Genomic DNA, 14,801 nt, shown 5'->3' with positions numbered 1-14,801 from the left:
TAACGTTCAAGAGAGCGCTGATCGGCGGCATCTTAGATCCTCCCCCGGAGGGGGAGGGGGACCGCCAGCGCTAGCTGGTGGTGGAGGGGTATTCGCCTCATGGGACATCGCCTGTGGAGACTACCCCCTCCACCAGCTTCGCTGGTCCCCCTCCCCGTACCGGGGAGGATTTAAGCTTACTTCACCCCGGCCCGGCTCTTGTCGCGGATGGCGCGGAATTCGGCGGTGGGGTACCAGTTTGGCCAGGTGCTGCCTTCCGCCAGCTGGCGGCCGAGGGTGTAGAAGATGCCGAGATCCTCCACCGCGCCGTCCCAGTTCCAGCTGTCTGAATATTCGTCCTGCGGCTTGTGGTAGCGATGCTCGATATAGTCTTCGGACGCCCTGTGGCCGGCTTCCTTGCCGCCCACGCGCAGATCTTCGCCGCTTTCGCCATAGAGCATCGGCACACCCAGCTTCGCCATGCTGAAATGGTCGGAGCGATAGTAGAAGCCCTTTTCCGGCGTCGGTTCAGGCACGATCACGCGGTCCTGCGCCGCGACGATCGGCTTCACCATGTCCTCCAGCTCGGACTTGCCTACGCCAATCAGCACGAAATCCTTGGTGCGGCCGATGATGTTGACCCCGTCCATGTTGACGCCGCCCACGGTCTTGTTGAGCGGAAAGATCGGGTTTTCGGCGTAGAATTTGGAGCCAAGCAGACCGGATTCCTCACCCGTCACCGCCAGGAACGCCATGGATCGCTTGGCCGCGCCCGCTTTCACCTGCGCCTCCGCCAGCGCAACCAGACCCGCGGTGCCCGACGCATTGTCGAGCGCGCCGTTGCAGATGTCGTCGCCGTTTACGGCGTCGCAGCGGCCGAGATGATCCCAATGCGCGGAATAGAGCACCACTTCGTCGGGGCGCTCGCTGCCTGGCAGGATGCCGACCACGTTCTTCGATGCCTGGCGGCGGATCGCATTGTCGAAGCTGACCGACGCCTTCACGCCCAGCGGCACGGCCTTGAAGCCCTTGCGCTTCGCCGCTTCGGCCATGCTCGCATAATCCTTGCCCGCGCTGGCGAAGAGCGCCTTGGCAGCGTCCAGCTGAATCCATCCGATCGCCTTGGACTGGTCCATGTGATTGCCCGGCGTGTCCTGTTCCAGCTGCGGGCCGGTCCAGCTCGACTGGACGACGCCCCAGCCATAGGCGGCCGGTTCGGTATCATGGACGATGATCGCCGCGGCCGCGCCCTGGCGGGCGGCTTCCTCATATTTGTAGGTCCAGCGGCCGTAATAAGTCATGGCGCGGCCGCCGAAGGTGCCCTCCAAACCCTGCGTCTGCCAATCGGGATCGTTGATCAGGATGACGACTGTCTTCCCCTTCACGTCCACCCCGGCATAATCGTTCCAGCCGCGCTCGGGCGCATTGATGCCGTAGCCGACGAACACAACGTCGCTATTCGCGACCTGCGTGCGCGGTGTCACCTGATAGGTCGCGACGACCATGTCCTTGCGGTAGGCCAGGCTTACTGGGGTCTTGCCGCCAGTGAAGGTGAGCGGCTGCACGTTGCTGCCGGTGATCTCGACCAGCGGCACGTCCTGGACCCAGCTGCCCTTGTTGCCGGGCTTCAGTCCCGCCTTCTGGAAACGCTCGACCAGGTAGCGGACGGTCTTGTCTTCGCCCGCGGTGGCGGGGGCGCGGCCCTCGAACTCGTCGGACGAGAGCGTCTTGGTGACGGTCTTGAGCGTGTCGAGCGACAGGGCCGGCGCGGTCTGCGCCGAGGCGGCGGTGCCGGCGAGCAGAAGGGCTAGGGCGGAAACGGCGAGGCGCATGCGGGCTCCTGACAAGAAGGATGGAGGGGCAGTCTGCCAGTGGTGGAAGCGCCTAGGAAGCCTCTTGATCGGGCGCGCTAGCGAATCGCGGCGCCGCGGCGGAGTGGGCGTGGCTTACATCCCTTGTCGCCTTTGGCGACACCTCCCTGGCCGGGCAGGATCGAGCAGAAGGACCGCAATTGTGGCGGTCGCCATTCCTTCCCAGCCAGTTCCCCACAAGCGCTGGGCTCGTGTCACGCCACCTTAACAAAGGTTGATTGATGCCACCGCCGCCCCTACGAACGCTTCCGCTATCAAACATAAAGGGTGATGCACCATGAAGAAGATTTTCGCTGTCGCCGCACTGGTCGGCTCGCTGGCGCTCTCCGCTTGCAACAACAGCCCGCGTGAGCAGGCTGCCGACAACATCGAAGCGAATGCCGAAGCAGCGGCAGAGAATCTCGAAGCCGCCGCCGACAACGCCGCAGGCACCGGCGCCGAGAGCAGCCTCGACAACCAGGCTGACGCCGTCCGCGCGATGGGCGACAACCAGGCCGAAGACATGCGGACCAATGACGCCGACACCAACCTGTCGAACGGCATCTGATACCGCTTCAGCGGACAGATCGGGCTGTTCGCACGTAGGCAGCCTGAACTGGAGGGGCGTCCGCTATTGCGGGCGCCCTTTTTCGTTGCAGCTGCGGGCCCGGAGCCATGCCTTGCCCGGCTACTCTGGCCTGCCCGCGGCGGGGCAAACAAAAAGGGCGGCCCCGCGGGACCGCCCTTCTCGTGTTTCGGCTGAAGCTTGGACTTAGCGCGAGTAGAACTCGACGACCAGGTTCGGCTCCATCTTCACCGGGTAGGGAACCTCATCGAGGGTCGGCACGCGGTTGAAGGTGATCTTCGATGCGCCGTCGGGTGCGACATATTCGGGGATGTCACGCTCGGACAGGGCCTGTGCTTCGAGCACCAGCGCCATTTCCTGCGCCTTGCCGCTCAGCGACACAGTCTGGCCCGGCTTGATGCGGCGCGAACCGATGTTGCACTTCTCGCCATCGACCTGGACGTGGCCGTGGTTGACCAGCTGGCGGGCCGACCAGATCGTCGGCGCGAACTTGGCGCGGTAGACGATCATGTCGAGACGCTGCTCGAGCAGGCCGATCAGGTTCTGACCGGTGTCGCCCTTCAGGCGCGATGCCTCTTCATAGGTCTTCTTGAACTGCTTTTCGGTGATGTCGCCGTAATAGCCCTTGAGCTTCTGCTTGGCGCGCAGCTGGATGCCGAAGTCCGACATCTTGCCCTTGCGGCGCTGGCCGTGCTGGCCGGGGCCGTATTCGCGCTTGTTGACCGGGCTCTTGGGACGGCCCCAGATGTTCTCGCCGAGACGACGGTCGAGCTTGTGCTTGGCGCTATGGCGCTTCGACATGTTCTATCCTTGATTGCAAATGCTAACGACGTTGTTCCCGGTTTCGCCTGCTGGTCTCACAAGGAGGGCAGGGCCACCGCTTCACCGGGGTGCAGGGCCATTGCGAAGCGGTGGCCGTTACCGGTGGAGGTGCTGTGAGTCAAGCTGGACAGCGCTGGTGGGGGACGCCATGGAGCGCCGATGCACGACATCCGCGATCCCCAAGCCTGCCAGACGATGACCGAAGTTCGCGCCGGGGTGGACGCGGTCGACCGCGAACTGATCGCGCTGCTCAAGCGCCGCTTCGGCTACATGGAGGCGGCGGCGCGGATCAAGCCGGAGCGCGGCATGGTTCGTGACGACGCGCGCAAGGCAGAGGTGATTGCAAACGCGGTTCGCCACGCGGGCGAGGCTGGGATCCCAGACAATGCCGTGGCAGAAATGTGGGAGTGCCTGGTGGAGGCATCGATCGCGTACGAAATGGACCGCTTCGATCGCAGCGCCCGGTAACGCTAGGCTTTAGAGCCGGCCATTCTGCCGTTGACTGCGGGCGAGTAGATTTTCCTCGGCATTCCGCGCCTCGATCGCCGTCCATTCTGATGCGGTATGGCATTCGCGCTTCTGCAGGCGCGAACCGGTGTTCGCCATATTGCGGCAGACCTTTTTCTCCGCCTTTGCCGCTGTATCGGAAGACTGCGGCTTTTCCTGTGCCGCAGCAGGCAGAGTGGCAGTTAAAAGCGCGACAAGTACAAGGCTACGCATCTGGAGACTTCCCTCAAGTCTGACGACACGATGAGCATATCCCATCTGCCTTGGCGTGGAAGAGCTAATCAGCCTTGTTTGTCACCGTTGCTACGATGTTGCTTGCGGCCGTTAAGGGCTGAGAGCACGCCGCGGAAGGTCCGCATTTCCTGGCTCGACCAGCCCGGCTTGGTTAGCATGGTGCGCAGCGTGCGGCGGGTGGTCGGGGTGCGATCGGGGGGGAAGTAATAGCCGCTGTCCGCCAGCATCGCGTCGAGCTGCTCGATCATGCCCTCCAGTTCCTCCTGGGGAGCCGGCGGGTCGAGGTCGACGGCGGGTGGGCTTTCGAGTGCGGCGCCCTTGGACCATTCATAGGCGACCAGGATCACGGCCTGGGCGAGGTTGAGCGAGCCGAATTCCGGGTTGATCGGCACGGTGATGATCGTGCGGGCGAGCGCGACGTCGTCGGTTTCGAGGCCTGAGCGTTCCGGACCGAACAGGATCGCCGCACGGCCCTGCGCCGCGCGGATGTCGCCTGCGGCGACTTCGGGCGTAACCACCGGCTTGGTGATGCCGCGCTTGCGTACCGTAGTGGCATAGACATGCGCGCAGTCGGCCACCGCATCGGCGACGGTTTCGAACACCTGCGCCTTTTCCAGCACGATGTCGGCGCCGCTGGCTGCCGGGCCGGCGCTGGGGTTGGGCCAGCCGTCGCGGGGGCTGACCAGCCGCATCTCGACAAGGCCGAAGTTCAGCATGGCGCGCGCGGCCTTGCCAATATTCTCGCCCAGTTGCGGGCGGACGAGGACGATGACCGGGTTCATGGCTTGGCGACTTCGTTGACGCTGCCGGCGAACTCCTCGAAGTCCTTGGCTTCGCGGAAGTCCTTATACACGCTGGCGAAGCGGATATAGGCGACCGAGTCCAGGCCCTTCAATCCGTCCATCACCATTTCGCCGATGCGCTGGGAGGGGATGTCGGTGTCGCCCAGCGTCTCGAGCTGGCGCTGGATGCCGGACACCAGCTTCTCGATCTGCACCGCAGCGATGGGGCGCTTGCGGCAGGCAGTGGCGACCGAGCGCAGCAGCTTGTCACGCTCGAACGGTTCGCGCCGCTCGCCGCTCTTGAGCACGGTCAGGTCGCGCAGCTGGATGCGTTCGAACGTGGTGAAGCGCGCGGCGCAGGCCTCGCACTGGCGCCGCCGGCGGATGGCCGCCCCGTCTTCGGTGGGGCGGCTGTCCTTTACCTGGCTGTCTTCATTGGCGCAGAACGGGCAGCGCATTACATCCCCGGATAGATGGGGAAGCGCTCGCACAGCGCGCGGACGCGGGCCTTGACGTCGGCTTCCACTGCGGCGTCGCCGGCTTCGCCCTTGTTGCGCAGACCGTCGAGCACGTCGGCGACCAGATTGCCGATCTCGCGGAACTCGCCCGTGCCGAAGCCGCGGGTGGTGCCGGCCGGCGAGCCGACGCGGATGCCGCTGGTCTTGACCGGCGGCAGCGGATCGTTGGGGATGCCGTTCTTGTTGCAGGTGATGCCGGCACGCTCGAGCGCCTCGTCCGCGTCGCGGCCGGTGACGCCCAGCGGGGTGAGGTCGACCAGTGCCAGGTGCGTGTCGGTGCCGCCGGAGACCAGGTTGGCGCCGCGCTCCTTGAGCGTCGCTGCCAGCACCTTGGCGTTCTCGACCACCGCGGCGGCGTAGCTCTTGAAGTCGGGCTGGAGCGCTTCGCCGAACGCGACTGCCTTGGCGGCGATCACGTGCATCAGCGGGCCGCCCTGAAGACCGGGGAAGACCGCCGAGTTGATCTTCTTCGCGATCGCCTCGTCATCGGTCATGATCATGCCGCCGCGAGGGCCGCGGAGCGTCTTGTGGGTGGTGGTGGTCACCACATGCGCGTGGCCGAAGGGCGAGGGGTGCACGCCGCCCGCGACCAGGCCGGCGAAGTGCGCCATGTCGACCATGAAGATCGCGCCGACTTCGTCCGCAATCGCACGGAAGCGGGCAAAGTCGATGTGGCGCGGATAGGCCGAGCCGCCCGCGATCAGGATCTTGGGGCTATGCTCCTTGGCGAGCGCCTCGACCTGGTCGAAGTCGATCAGATGGTCTTCCTCGCGCACGCCGTACTGGACTGCGTTGAACCACTTGCCACTCATCGCCGCGCGCGCGCCGTGGGTCAGGTGGCCGCCGGCATCGAGGCTGAGGCCGAGGATCGTGTCGCCGGGCTTGGCCAGCGCCAGCATCACTGCGCCGTTCGCCTGCGCGCCCGAATGGGGCTGAACGTTCACGAAGCCGCAGCCGAACAGCTGCTTCGCGCGGTCGATCGCAAGGCTCTCGACTTCGTCGGACGGGTGGCAGCCCTGATAATAGCGCTTGCCCGGATAGCCTTCGGCGTACTTGTTGGTGAAGACGCTGCCCTGCGCTTCGAGCACGGCCTTGGAGACGATGTTCTCGCTGGCGATCAGCTCGATCTGGTACTGCTCGCGCTCAAGCTCGTGGTGGACGCCGGCAAAGACCGCCGGGTCGACATCGGCGAGCGTCTTGGTGAAGAAACCATCGGGCTGGAGCCCTGCCGTTTGCGGGTTGGTGCTCATGGTCAGGCTCCTTGCGGGTTGCTCAGCTTCTCGACGCGGCGCTGGTGGCGGTCGCCGAGAAAGTCGGTGGACAGGAAAGCGGAGATGCAGGCCTTGGCCATTTCGACGCCGATCAGGCGCGCACCAAGCGCGATGACATTGGCGTCGTTGTGCTGACGGGCGAGCGACGCGGACAGTGGCTCCGACACCAGGGCGCAGCGGGCAGCAGGATTGCGGTTCACGGCGATCGAGATGCCGATGCCCGATCCGCACAACGCGATACCGAAATCCGCCTCGCCAGAGGCGACCGCGCTGGCCATGCGGTAGCCATAATCGGGATAATCGACGCTGTCGGCGTTGGCGGGACCAAGATCGGCCACCAGCCACCCTTCATTACGCAACCATTCTGCGAGTTCTGCCTTCATGGCAAAGGCGGCATGATCCGAGGCGATAGCGATGCGGCGCGACATGCGCGCGCTCCTACGCCGGAGTGGCCGTCATGGCTAGTTGGAGAGATAGATGCGCAGACAGATTTTCGCCCTCGCCCCCGCGCTGCTGATCCTGGGGGCATGCTCGCAGTCGTCCGACGACAATCTGCAGAACTCGCTGGAACAGGCCGGCGACGCGATCGGCAATGTCGCTTCGGACGCCAGCGACGTGGCGGAGAATGCCGCGGCCGATGCCGGTGCCGCGATCAGCAACGTGGCCGACGATGCAGGCGACGAAATCGGCAATGCCGCGGACGACGTAGGCCAGCGTGCCGACCGCGTCGGCGACGCAGTGGAAAACGAGACCCGCTGATCCGGCAGCTTGCGGAGCGGCTTGGCCACTCCGCGGCAGCCGTCTGCACGACATCGGTCCGGCTGGCGCCCTTACGCGGCGTCAGGCGTCAGGCGTCAGTTCGGTGTACGCGGTCCAGTCGGGATCCTCGAAGGTTGCGAACTCGAGCGGATAGGGCGCCGCGCCGACCAGGGCTTCGTTGAGCCCGTCCTGAAAGCGCTCGAAGTCCTGCGTGTAGATGCGCCATTCCCGCGCGCCGCTGGCGGTAAGGACAGCAACCCCGGTGCCCCAGCCGTCATGATCCATGGCGGCGAAGAGCTGTTCTTCGAACGCGGCCATGTCGGTGAGCAGGTCTTCGTCGGGGAAGGCGCCGTCCTCGCCGTCGAACGGCCAGCGAATCACCACCAGATTGGGGTTCTCCTCGCGCTCGGCATCGCTCGGCGGCCGGGCACGTACCCGCACTACGACCGGAGTTTCGCCCGCCGCGCTGGTCAGGAACAGCCAGCCATCGGCATCAGGGCCGCCGTCGCTCATGCTGCCCGGCGCAGTTCCAACCGGCCCCAGATCTCGACTAGCGCATCGACCAGCTCGCGCATCATCGCTTCGCTGTGCGCGGGCCCGGGGGTGAAGCGCAGCCGCTCGCTGCCGCGCGGAACGGTGGGGTAATTGATCGGCTGAACGTACACGCCATATTCGGCGAGCAGCACGTCGCTGATCTTCTTGGCCTTGACCGGATCGCCCACCATCAACGGCACGATGTGCGTGGTCGAAGGCATCACCGGCAGCCCGGCTTCCGCCATCAGCGCCTTGAGCCGTGCCGCGGCAGCCTGCTGCCCCTCACGCTCGTCGGTCGAGCCTTTCAGATGCTTCACGCTGGCCAGCGCGCCGGCAACCAGCACCGGCGAGAGCGAGGTGGTGAAGATGAAGCCCGGCGCATAGCTGCGGATCACGTCGATGATGACCTGGTCGGCGGTGATGTACCCGCCCATCACGCCGAACGCCTTGCCCAGTGTGCCTTCGATGATGGTCAGCCGGTCGGCCACGCCGTCGCGTTCGGAAATGCCGCCGCCGCGCGCGCCGTACATGCCCACGGCATGGACCTCGTCGAGATAGGTCAGCGCGTTGTACTTGTCGGCCAGGTCGCAGATCTCGGCGATCGGCGCGATGTCGGCGTCCATCGAATAGACGCTCTCGAACGCGATCAGCTTGGGCACGCTCGGATCGTCGCCGGCCAGCAGCTCTTCCAGGTGCGCCAGGTCATTGTGGCGGAACACCCGCTTTTCGCAGCCCGCATTGCGGATGCCGGCGATCATCGAGGCGTGGTTCAGCTCGTCCGAATAGATGATGCAGCCGGGCATGATCTTGGCGAGCGTGGAGAGCGTCGCCTCGTTCGAGACATAGCCGCTGGTGAACAGCAGCGCGCCTTCCTTGCCATGAAGGTCGGCGAGCTCATGCTCCAGCTCGATATGGTAATGGGTGTTGCCGCCGATGTTGCGGGTGCCTCCCGAGCCCGCGCCGACGTCGTGCAGCGCTTCCTCCATCGCCGCGACAACCTTGGGGTGCTGCCCCATCGCCAGGTAATCGTTCGAGCACCAGACGGTGATCGGCTTGGGGCCGTTATGGCCGGCAAAACAGCGCGCGTTCGGGAACATGCCCTTGTTGCGCAGGATGTCGATAAACACCCGGTAGCGCCCTTCGGCATGAAGTCTGTCGATCGCCTGGTTGAAAACCCGCGAATAGTCGACGGCTGGCGCGGCGCTGTCTGTGCTCTGCATGGAGCGGGTTCCTACCGCTCAATTGCGTGTTTTTCCAGTGCCTGCGCATGTGGGAATTACGGATGCTGTGATCGATTGCGCACGCGATGTCGCGGTTCTGCAATATTTCCAAAGGTGAGCAAAGTTGCGCCATAGTGATTAAAAGTTGATGCGGATCAGGACTCGATCTGCTGGCTGTGGTATCAAAGTTCCTCGTAAGCGAATCACTGCATCAAGCGAGTTTGCAGCCGAGAGACGTTGTGCTCCCGCCTGGATAGGAGCGTCGCCATGAACAGTCACGACTTCGACTATTACACGCGCCGCGAACGCGACGAACGGCTGAGAGCCGAGCGTGCGACGAGCGTGGCTGCGCGGCAGGCGCATCTTGAAATGGCCGAGTGTTACGCGGCCATGCTGCAGAACCTGGTGGTCCTGCGGACCGCCGCCTAAAGCGACTCGATGCTGGTCAGACCATAGCGGGCGAGCGCAGGCGCGAGGGCGTCCGTGCGGGCGGTGCGTTGAGTGAACACGGCGCGCCCCGGTAAAGGCTGATCGGGCCAGGCCTGACCCTCGGTCAAGTGGCGCACTCTGCGGGCGATACCCGGCCCGCCGTCGACAAATGCCACCGGGTGTGGCGCAGCGGCGGCGAGCGCATCTTCCAACAGCGGGAAATGCGTGCAGGCGTTGACGATCGTGTCGAGCCGGTCACCGCCGGGTTGCGCGAACAGCCCGTCCAGTTCCCCGCGTAGCGCGGCGAGATCGGGCGCCTCGCCGCCCAACGCGGCCTCCGCAAGCGCCACCAAGGCTGCCGATCCATAGCGCAGCACTGTGCAGTCGCCGGCAAAGCGCTGCGCGAGATCGTCGACATAGGGCTGGCGGACGGTTGCCTCGGTGCCCAGCACGCCGATCACGCGGGTGCGGCTCTGCTCGGCGGCGGGCTTGATCGCGGGCACCGTGCCGACGATCGGCACGTCGAGCGCGGCGCGGACATGCTGGAGCGCGATGGTGGAGGCGGTGTTGCACGCGATTACGATCAGCCGCGGATCGTAGCGCTCCGCCAGTCGCCCGAGCAACGCGGGGACGCGCGCGGCGATCTCCGCTTCGCTGCGCGTGCCATAGGGGAAGCCAGCGGAATCGGCAACATAGACCAAAGGCGCGTGCGGCAGCAGCCGCGCAGTCGGTTCCAGCACCGACAATCCTCCAACGCCAGAATCGAAGAACAGGATCGGGCGGGTGTCGGCCATGCGGCGCAGATGGCCCTGCGTCCTGCGCGCGTCAATCGAGGCGGTCGCTTGCGCCCTCCGGCGGGCAGGTCCCGCGGCTCGTGCGGCATGTCATTGCGCAACCGTGCGTATCGACTATGTTCCGGCACGATGGGGGATAGCTTGTTCACGCAAACACCTTGGGCCGCACCGGCGATGATGATCGTGCTGGGCTATCTGCTCGGATCGATCCCGTTCGGGGTGCTGCTGACGCGCTGGTTCGGCGCGGGTGACCTGCGCAGCATCGGTTCGGGCAATATCGGCGCAACCAATGTGCTGCGTACCGGACGCAAGGGGCTGGCGGCCGCGACGCTGCTGCTCGACCTGGGCAAGGGTGCTGCCGCCGTGCTGCTGGCGGACGCGCTGTTTCCCGGCACCGGCCCGATCGCCGGCATGGCCGCGTTTCTGGGGCATTGCTATCCGGTGTGGCTGAAGTTCCGCGGCGGCAAGGGCGTGGCGACGCTGATGGGGATCGTGGTTGCGCTGCACTGGCCCTCGGGGCTCGTGTATGCGGCGGTGTGGCTTGGCCTGCTCGGCGCGCTGCGCATCTCCTCGCTGGCCGGCATGGCGGCGGCGGTGAGCGCGCCGGTCAGCGCCGCGTTCTGGGGGCGCATCGACCTGGTGTTGCTGTTGCTGGGGCTCGCGCTGATCGTGCTGTGGAAGCACCGTGACAATATCGACCGCCTGCTGAGCGGGACCGAGCCGCGCATCGGGAAGAAGCGTGGCTGATCCCCGGGCGCCGCGCCTCAGGCTGCTGCGCTCGGGCAATATCGGCCCGGTCACCTATCGCCAGTTGATCGCGCGCTTCGGCAGTGCCGAGGCTGCGCTGGACGCTATCCCTATGCTCGCCGCGCGGGGCGGGGGCAGGGCCCCGGTGCTTGCCGATGCCGCGCGCATCACGCGCGAGATTGCGGCGGTCGAGCGGCTTGGTGCGCGATACCTGTTCCTCGACGATCCCGACTATCCCCAGCTGCTCGCCGAAACGGAGAGCGCGCCGCCCGCGCTGATCGTGCGTGGCGACCTGGCGCTCGTGCAGCGCAGCTGTGTCGCGATGGTCGGCGCGCGCAACGCCTCGGCAGCCGCGTGCCGCTTCGCCCGCGAACTGGCGTTCCGGCTCGGGGAGGCCGGCGTTACGGTGGTGTCCGGCCTCGCGCGCGGCATCGACACCGCGGCGCATCGCGGCGCGATCGGCGGCGGCACGGTGGGGGTAATCGCGAGCGGCATCGACATCGCCTTTCCGCCCGAAAACGCCGAGCTTCAGGAACAGGTCGCGCGCGAAGGCCTGCTGGTCGCGGAGCAGCCGCCGGGCACCGAGCCGCTCGCGCGCTTCTTCCCCTCGCGCAACCGCATCATCGCCGGGCTTTCGCAGGGTACGGTGGTGGTGGAAGCCGCACCGCGGTCGGGCTCGCTGATCACCGCGCGGCTCGCGGCAGAGGCGGGCCGCGACGTGATGGCGGTACCCGGCTCACCGCTGGATCCGCGCGCGCAGGGGTGCAATTTGCTGATCCGTGAGGGCGCCACGCTGATCCAGAGTGTGGACGACATATTGGAGACGATCCACCCCATCGACGCGCGTGCGGTTCGCGCGCCCGGCGGCGGCTTTGCCGGTGCGCCGCCGCAGGACGCCTCCGACAGCGAACGGCGGGCGGTCGAGGCGCTGCTGGGCCCGGTGCCGGTGTCGGTGGACGAGCTTGTCCGCCAGTCAGGGCGGGCACCGGCGGCAGTGCAGACCGTGCTCTTGGAACTCGAGCTCGCTGGACGGCTGGACCGTCACGCCGGGGCGCGGGTCAGCCTGCGCTAGCGGGCGTTGGGCACATAGGTCACACGCGCCGACCCGTCCGCCCAGACGGGCAGGTACAGCCCCGGGCCGCCGGCCTTCAGCACGCCGGTGCGCACTTGGCCGATCTCAGCGCGGATCACGAAATCGCCCGCGCTCTTTTCCACGATCGCGCGCTGCACCTTGCCGATCAGTTCGCGGAAATCGTCGGTGAAGTTCTGAGTCAGCGAATCCGCTACTGCGCGTGACACGCCCGGCGTGTTCACGAGCCGCACCAGCAGATCGCCGCCAATGCCGTCGGTGTCGCCATCCACTGCCAGTTGGGTGAAGCCGACACGCTGCGAGTTCGCGGCATTGACCGGCAGCGCAGTGACCCACACCAGGCCGTTTGTGTCCTCACGGTCTCCCTCCGCCCGCGCTGCCAGGGTGATCCCGAGCGCGATCCGCCCGCCGGCGGTGGCATAAGCCGTTACCTTGTCGAACCGAGCCGTGACCGGGCCGATCCCGGGCACGTCGAAGGCGCGGCGCGATCGTTTCACCAAAGCTCTCAGGATCACCGGCTCCAGCTGCGCATAGTCCGCGATCACGGGAATGAAGAAGCGCAATTGTTCGCCCCCGGTTGTGCGCGAAAGCGGCGGCAGCGGGATCGCGTCCGGGTCCTCCGGACGCGGGCCGACAAAGGTTTCGGTCAGCGCGTCCATGCCTAGCCGCAGCCGCAGCGTGTTGCCCGAAAAGCGATACCCGCCATAGCGCAGCCGTTGCGGCGTGATCCGCATCCACACCGGCGGGTTCTGCGCGTTGAGCTGGAGCGACGTGAAGCTCTGTGCCCAGGCTTCGGCCACACGGGTGCGGATGTTGAGCTTGGCGACTTCGGCCGGCAAGGTGCGTTCCAGGTTGCGCACGATCGGCTGGAGCCTGGCATCGGCCTGGTCGGTGAAGGTGATCCGCTGGCCGAGAAACTCGATGCCCGGTGCGTCGGTCCAGTCATAGGCGAGGCGAACGACCGCGCGTACGCTCCAGTCGTTCTGCAAGGCCAGCCGGATACGGGCATGCGCCATTGCCGACCCGGTCGCGGTTTCGCCCGCCAGCACGCCGCCCACGTCACGCGCGCTGATCCGCGCGTGAATGGGAATGTCGGCGATGATCTCCTCGCCCACGCCGCGCAGGCGGATCGGCGCGCGCGTGACGGTGCCGACCACCGTGCAACCGAGCGCGGGCGTGACCTTGAGGTTGGCGCCGAGCAGCTTCACGCGAGCGGCCGGGACGCACTCCTTAACTGGGCGGTTGATCGACCAGAGCGTGCGGGGGACCTCACGCTCCAGCATGCGGGAAAGCACCGCGGCATCGATGTCGAGCGGCACGGCGATAGCGGAAAGCTGATGGGGCGCCGGAAAAGGATCGGTCACGCGGGGCGGCGGGTTGGCGCGGTGATTGCCGATGGCCACTATCAGGCCCACGCCGACGAGCAGCATGGCGAGCGCGATCCCGATGATCCATAGCCGCCGACGGTGGAAGCGGCGGGGTGATGCGGGGGCGCTGGCCAATGCGGACTCCGAAACGAGTGATCCCCAGGCGATACGCCGGATAACTCGTTTCGGTTCCGTAACTAACCAGGATCAGGAAAGCGCGCCGGCGATCCTGCCGAGCAGCCCCACGCGCAGTTCCTTTTTCAAGTGGCCCGCCACCTTGGTCTGCGCGGCGGCGGCGTCCTTCACCACCAGGCCCATGCCGAAAAACTCATGGGTGACGCCGTCATAACAGGTGTAGCTCGTCTCGACGCCCGCTGCCTCCAGCCGTGCGGCCAGGATCTTGCCCTCGGTGCGCAGCGGATCGACCTGCGCCGCGATGATCATCGTCGGCGGCAGGCCGGCGAGGTTGGCCGATACCAGCTTTAGCCGAGGATCCTCGGTCTGGCGCTGATCCTCGAACACATGGCTGACGAACCATTCCATGAAGGGCTTGTTGAGCGGCATCGCGCCGGCATTTTCGCGATAGCTGGTGCTGTTGGTGTCGTTGTCGGCAACCGGATAGACCAGGACCTGGGTCTTGGGCAGCGGGAAGCCTTCGTCGCGCGCGCGGATCGAGACATTGGCGGCGAGATTGCCGCCCGCGCTTTCGCCCATCACGGCGATCCGGGACGGGTCGCCATCGAAGCTGGCGGCGTTCTCGACCACCCATTTATACGCTGCCCAAGCATCGTCGTGCGCGGCAGGGAATTTGTGCTCGGGCGCCTGGCGGTAATGGCACGACACGAAGATGCAGTCGGAGGCGAGCGCCAGCGCGCGGGGTGTCGAATCATATACGTCGAGATCGGCGATCACCCAGCCGCCGCCGTGGAAGTAGACGACGACAGGCTTGGTGCCGGTCTCGTTCTTGCGGCCATAAAGCCGTGCCTGGATCTCGCCGCCCGGGCCTGGGATCGTGAAGTCCTTGGTCGCGACGCCCAGATCGGCATCGGGATCGATGCCGCGGTTGCGCATCACCTGCTTGGCGCCGTCCGCGGGCGTCGGCTGATTGCGCGCGTCGGTGGCGGACAATGTCCAGGGCGGCGTCAGGCCCAGCTTCTGCGTTTCATCCAGCACTTCCTGCATGCTGTCATCCAGGCGCGCGGGTTCATTCGCATCCGAGCCGAAAAGGGCCATGCATCGATCTCCAATTAACCTGTATTGATTGTGCGGGAGAACGAGCCGTTTCTTCCGCCGTTCCCGAAGACTAGCGGAA

The 14,801-nt window shown here is 66.2% G+C and carries 18 protein-coding genes; 6 read left to right on the top strand and 12 right to left on the bottom strand.

Translation table 11 applies throughout. From position 1 onward, the window contains the following. Nucleotides 1-176 precede the first annotated feature (176 nt). Nucleotides 177-1,811 (bottom strand): M28 family metallopeptidase, encoded by a 1,635-nt coding sequence (locus LQ953_RS12455; protein ID WP_231031226.1) that lies wholly within the window; start codon nucleotides 1,809-1,811, stop codon nucleotides 177-179. 316 nt (nucleotides 1,812-2,127) lie between these two features. Between LQ953_RS12455 and LQ953_RS12450 the strand changes: the two genes are divergently transcribed. Then, nucleotides 2,128-2,397, top strand: coding sequence for a hypothetical protein (locus LQ953_RS12450; RefSeq protein WP_231031225.1), 270 nt, complete (start codon nucleotides 2,128-2,130; stop codon nucleotides 2,395-2,397). A gap of 204 nt (nucleotides 2,398-2,601) precedes the next feature. Here LQ953_RS12450 and rpsD read toward each other — a convergent pair whose 3' ends face one another. Beyond that, on the bottom strand, nucleotides 2,602-3,216 hold the full coding sequence (rpsD, locus tag LQ953_RS12445; protein WP_231031224.1) for a 30S ribosomal protein S4: 615 nt from the start codon (nucleotides 3,214-3,216) through the stop codon (nucleotides 2,602-2,604). A gap of 180 nt (nucleotides 3,217-3,396) precedes the next feature. On the opposite strand from rpsD, the gene LQ953_RS12440 reads away from it, so the two are divergent. Then, complete coding sequence (locus LQ953_RS12440; RefSeq protein ID WP_231031223.1) at nucleotides 3,397-3,705, top strand: chorismate mutase; 309 nt, start codon at nucleotides 3,397-3,399, stop codon at nucleotides 3,703-3,705. A 9-nt stretch (nucleotides 3,706-3,714) separates the two neighbouring features. Here the strand turns inward: LQ953_RS12440 and LQ953_RS12435 are convergent, their stop codons facing one another. From LQ953_RS12435 to rpiB, 5 genes are all read right to left on the bottom strand, one after another. Further along, nucleotides 3,715-3,957: a hypothetical protein gene (locus LQ953_RS12435; RefSeq protein ID WP_231031222.1), complete on the bottom strand. Its 243-nt coding sequence runs from the start codon at nucleotides 3,955-3,957 to the stop codon at nucleotides 3,715-3,717. Between the two features lie 68 nt (nucleotides 3,958-4,025). Continuing rightward, nucleotides 4,026-4,760, bottom strand: coding sequence for an RNA methyltransferase (locus LQ953_RS12430; RefSeq protein ID WP_231031221.1), 735 nt, complete (start codon nucleotides 4,758-4,760; stop codon nucleotides 4,026-4,028). Further along, complete coding sequence (gene nrdR / locus LQ953_RS12425; protein WP_231031220.1) at nucleotides 4,757-5,218, bottom strand: transcriptional regulator NrdR; 462 nt, start codon at nucleotides 5,216-5,218, stop codon at nucleotides 4,757-4,759. The genes LQ953_RS12430 and nrdR overlap by 4 nt, the downstream gene beginning before the upstream one ends. Then, nucleotides 5,218-6,528: a serine hydroxymethyltransferase gene (gene glyA / locus LQ953_RS12420; RefSeq protein ID WP_231031219.1), complete on the bottom strand. Its 1,311-nt coding sequence runs from the start codon at nucleotides 6,526-6,528 to the stop codon at nucleotides 5,218-5,220. The genes nrdR and glyA overlap by 1 nt, the downstream gene beginning before the upstream one ends. Before the next feature lie 2 nt (nucleotides 6,529-6,530). Continuing rightward, nucleotides 6,531-6,977 carry a ribose 5-phosphate isomerase B gene (rpiB, locus tag LQ953_RS12415; RefSeq protein ID WP_231031218.1) on the bottom strand — a complete coding sequence of 149 codons (447 nt, stop codon included), beginning with the start codon at nucleotides 6,975-6,977 and terminating at the stop codon, nucleotides 6,531-6,533. 49 nt (nucleotides 6,978-7,026) lie between these two features. Between rpiB and LQ953_RS12410 the strand changes: the two genes are divergently transcribed. After that, nucleotides 7,027-7,308, top strand: coding sequence for a hypothetical protein (locus LQ953_RS12410; protein WP_231031217.1), 282 nt, complete (start codon nucleotides 7,027-7,029; stop codon nucleotides 7,306-7,308). Nucleotides 7,309-7,389: 81 nt separating this feature from the next. Here LQ953_RS12410 and LQ953_RS12405 read toward each other — a convergent pair whose 3' ends face one another. Next, on the bottom strand, nucleotides 7,390-7,821 hold the full coding sequence (locus LQ953_RS12405) for a DUF695 domain-containing protein (protein WP_231031216.1): 432 nt from the start codon (nucleotides 7,819-7,821) through the stop codon (nucleotides 7,390-7,392). Next, complete coding sequence (gene hemA, locus LQ953_RS12400; RefSeq protein WP_231031215.1) at nucleotides 7,818-9,062, bottom strand: 5-aminolevulinate synthase; 1,245 nt, start codon at nucleotides 9,060-9,062, stop codon at nucleotides 7,818-7,820. Before hemA ends, LQ953_RS12405 begins: the two co-directional genes overlap by 4 nt. A 267-nt stretch (nucleotides 9,063-9,329) precedes the next feature. Here hemA and LQ953_RS12395 point away from each other — a divergent pair, with 267 nt between their 5' ends. Continuing rightward, nucleotides 9,330-9,491 carry a hypothetical protein gene (locus LQ953_RS12395; RefSeq protein ID WP_231031214.1) on the top strand — a complete coding sequence of 54 codons (162 nt, stop codon included), beginning with the start codon at nucleotides 9,330-9,332 and terminating at the stop codon, nucleotides 9,489-9,491. On the opposite strand, the gene murI is transcribed toward LQ953_RS12395, so the two are convergent. Continuing rightward, nucleotides 9,488-10,285: a glutamate racemase gene (murI, locus tag LQ953_RS12390; protein WP_231031213.1), complete on the bottom strand. Its 798-nt coding sequence runs from the start codon at nucleotides 10,283-10,285 to the stop codon at nucleotides 9,488-9,490. The genes LQ953_RS12395 and murI overlap by 4 nt on opposite strands. Before the next feature lie 174 nt (nucleotides 10,286-10,459). Here murI and plsY point away from each other — a divergent pair, with 174 nt between their 5' ends. Together plsY and dprA are read left to right on the top strand one after the other, a co-directional pair. After that, the gene (gene plsY / locus LQ953_RS12385) at nucleotides 10,460-11,032 is read left to right on the top strand and encodes a glycerol-3-phosphate 1-O-acyltransferase PlsY (protein WP_443026577.1); all 573 of its coding nucleotides are present in this window, start codon (nucleotides 10,460-10,462) and stop codon (nucleotides 11,030-11,032) included. Next, entirely contained in the window at nucleotides 11,025-12,104 is a 1,080-nt protein-coding gene (dprA, locus tag LQ953_RS12380) for a DNA-processing protein DprA (RefSeq protein ID WP_231031211.1), read from the top strand. The genes plsY and dprA overlap by 8 nt, the downstream gene beginning before the upstream one ends. Here the strand turns inward: dprA and LQ953_RS12375 are convergent. Beyond that, a complete protein-coding gene (locus LQ953_RS12375) occupies nucleotides 12,101-13,624 on the bottom strand; it encodes a DUF4403 family protein (RefSeq protein ID WP_231031210.1) in 1,524 nt (507 codons plus the stop codon). The two genes, dprA and LQ953_RS12375, sit on opposite strands and share 4 nt — an antisense overlap. A 72-nt stretch (nucleotides 13,625-13,696) precedes the next feature. Continuing rightward, nucleotides 13,697-14,722: an alpha/beta hydrolase gene (locus tag LQ953_RS12370; protein ID WP_231031209.1), complete on the bottom strand. Its 1,026-nt coding sequence runs from the start codon at nucleotides 14,720-14,722 to the stop codon at nucleotides 13,697-13,699. Nucleotides 14,723-14,801: the final 79 nt, after the last annotated feature.

This window comes from Sphingomonas sp. IC-56, from assembly GCF_021043375.1.
GTDB lineage: Bacteria > Pseudomonadota > Alphaproteobacteria > Sphingomonadales > Sphingomonadaceae > Sphingomonas.
Note: the sequence above shows the minus strand (reverse complement) of the source record. Positions and strands in the feature narration are given on the sequence as shown.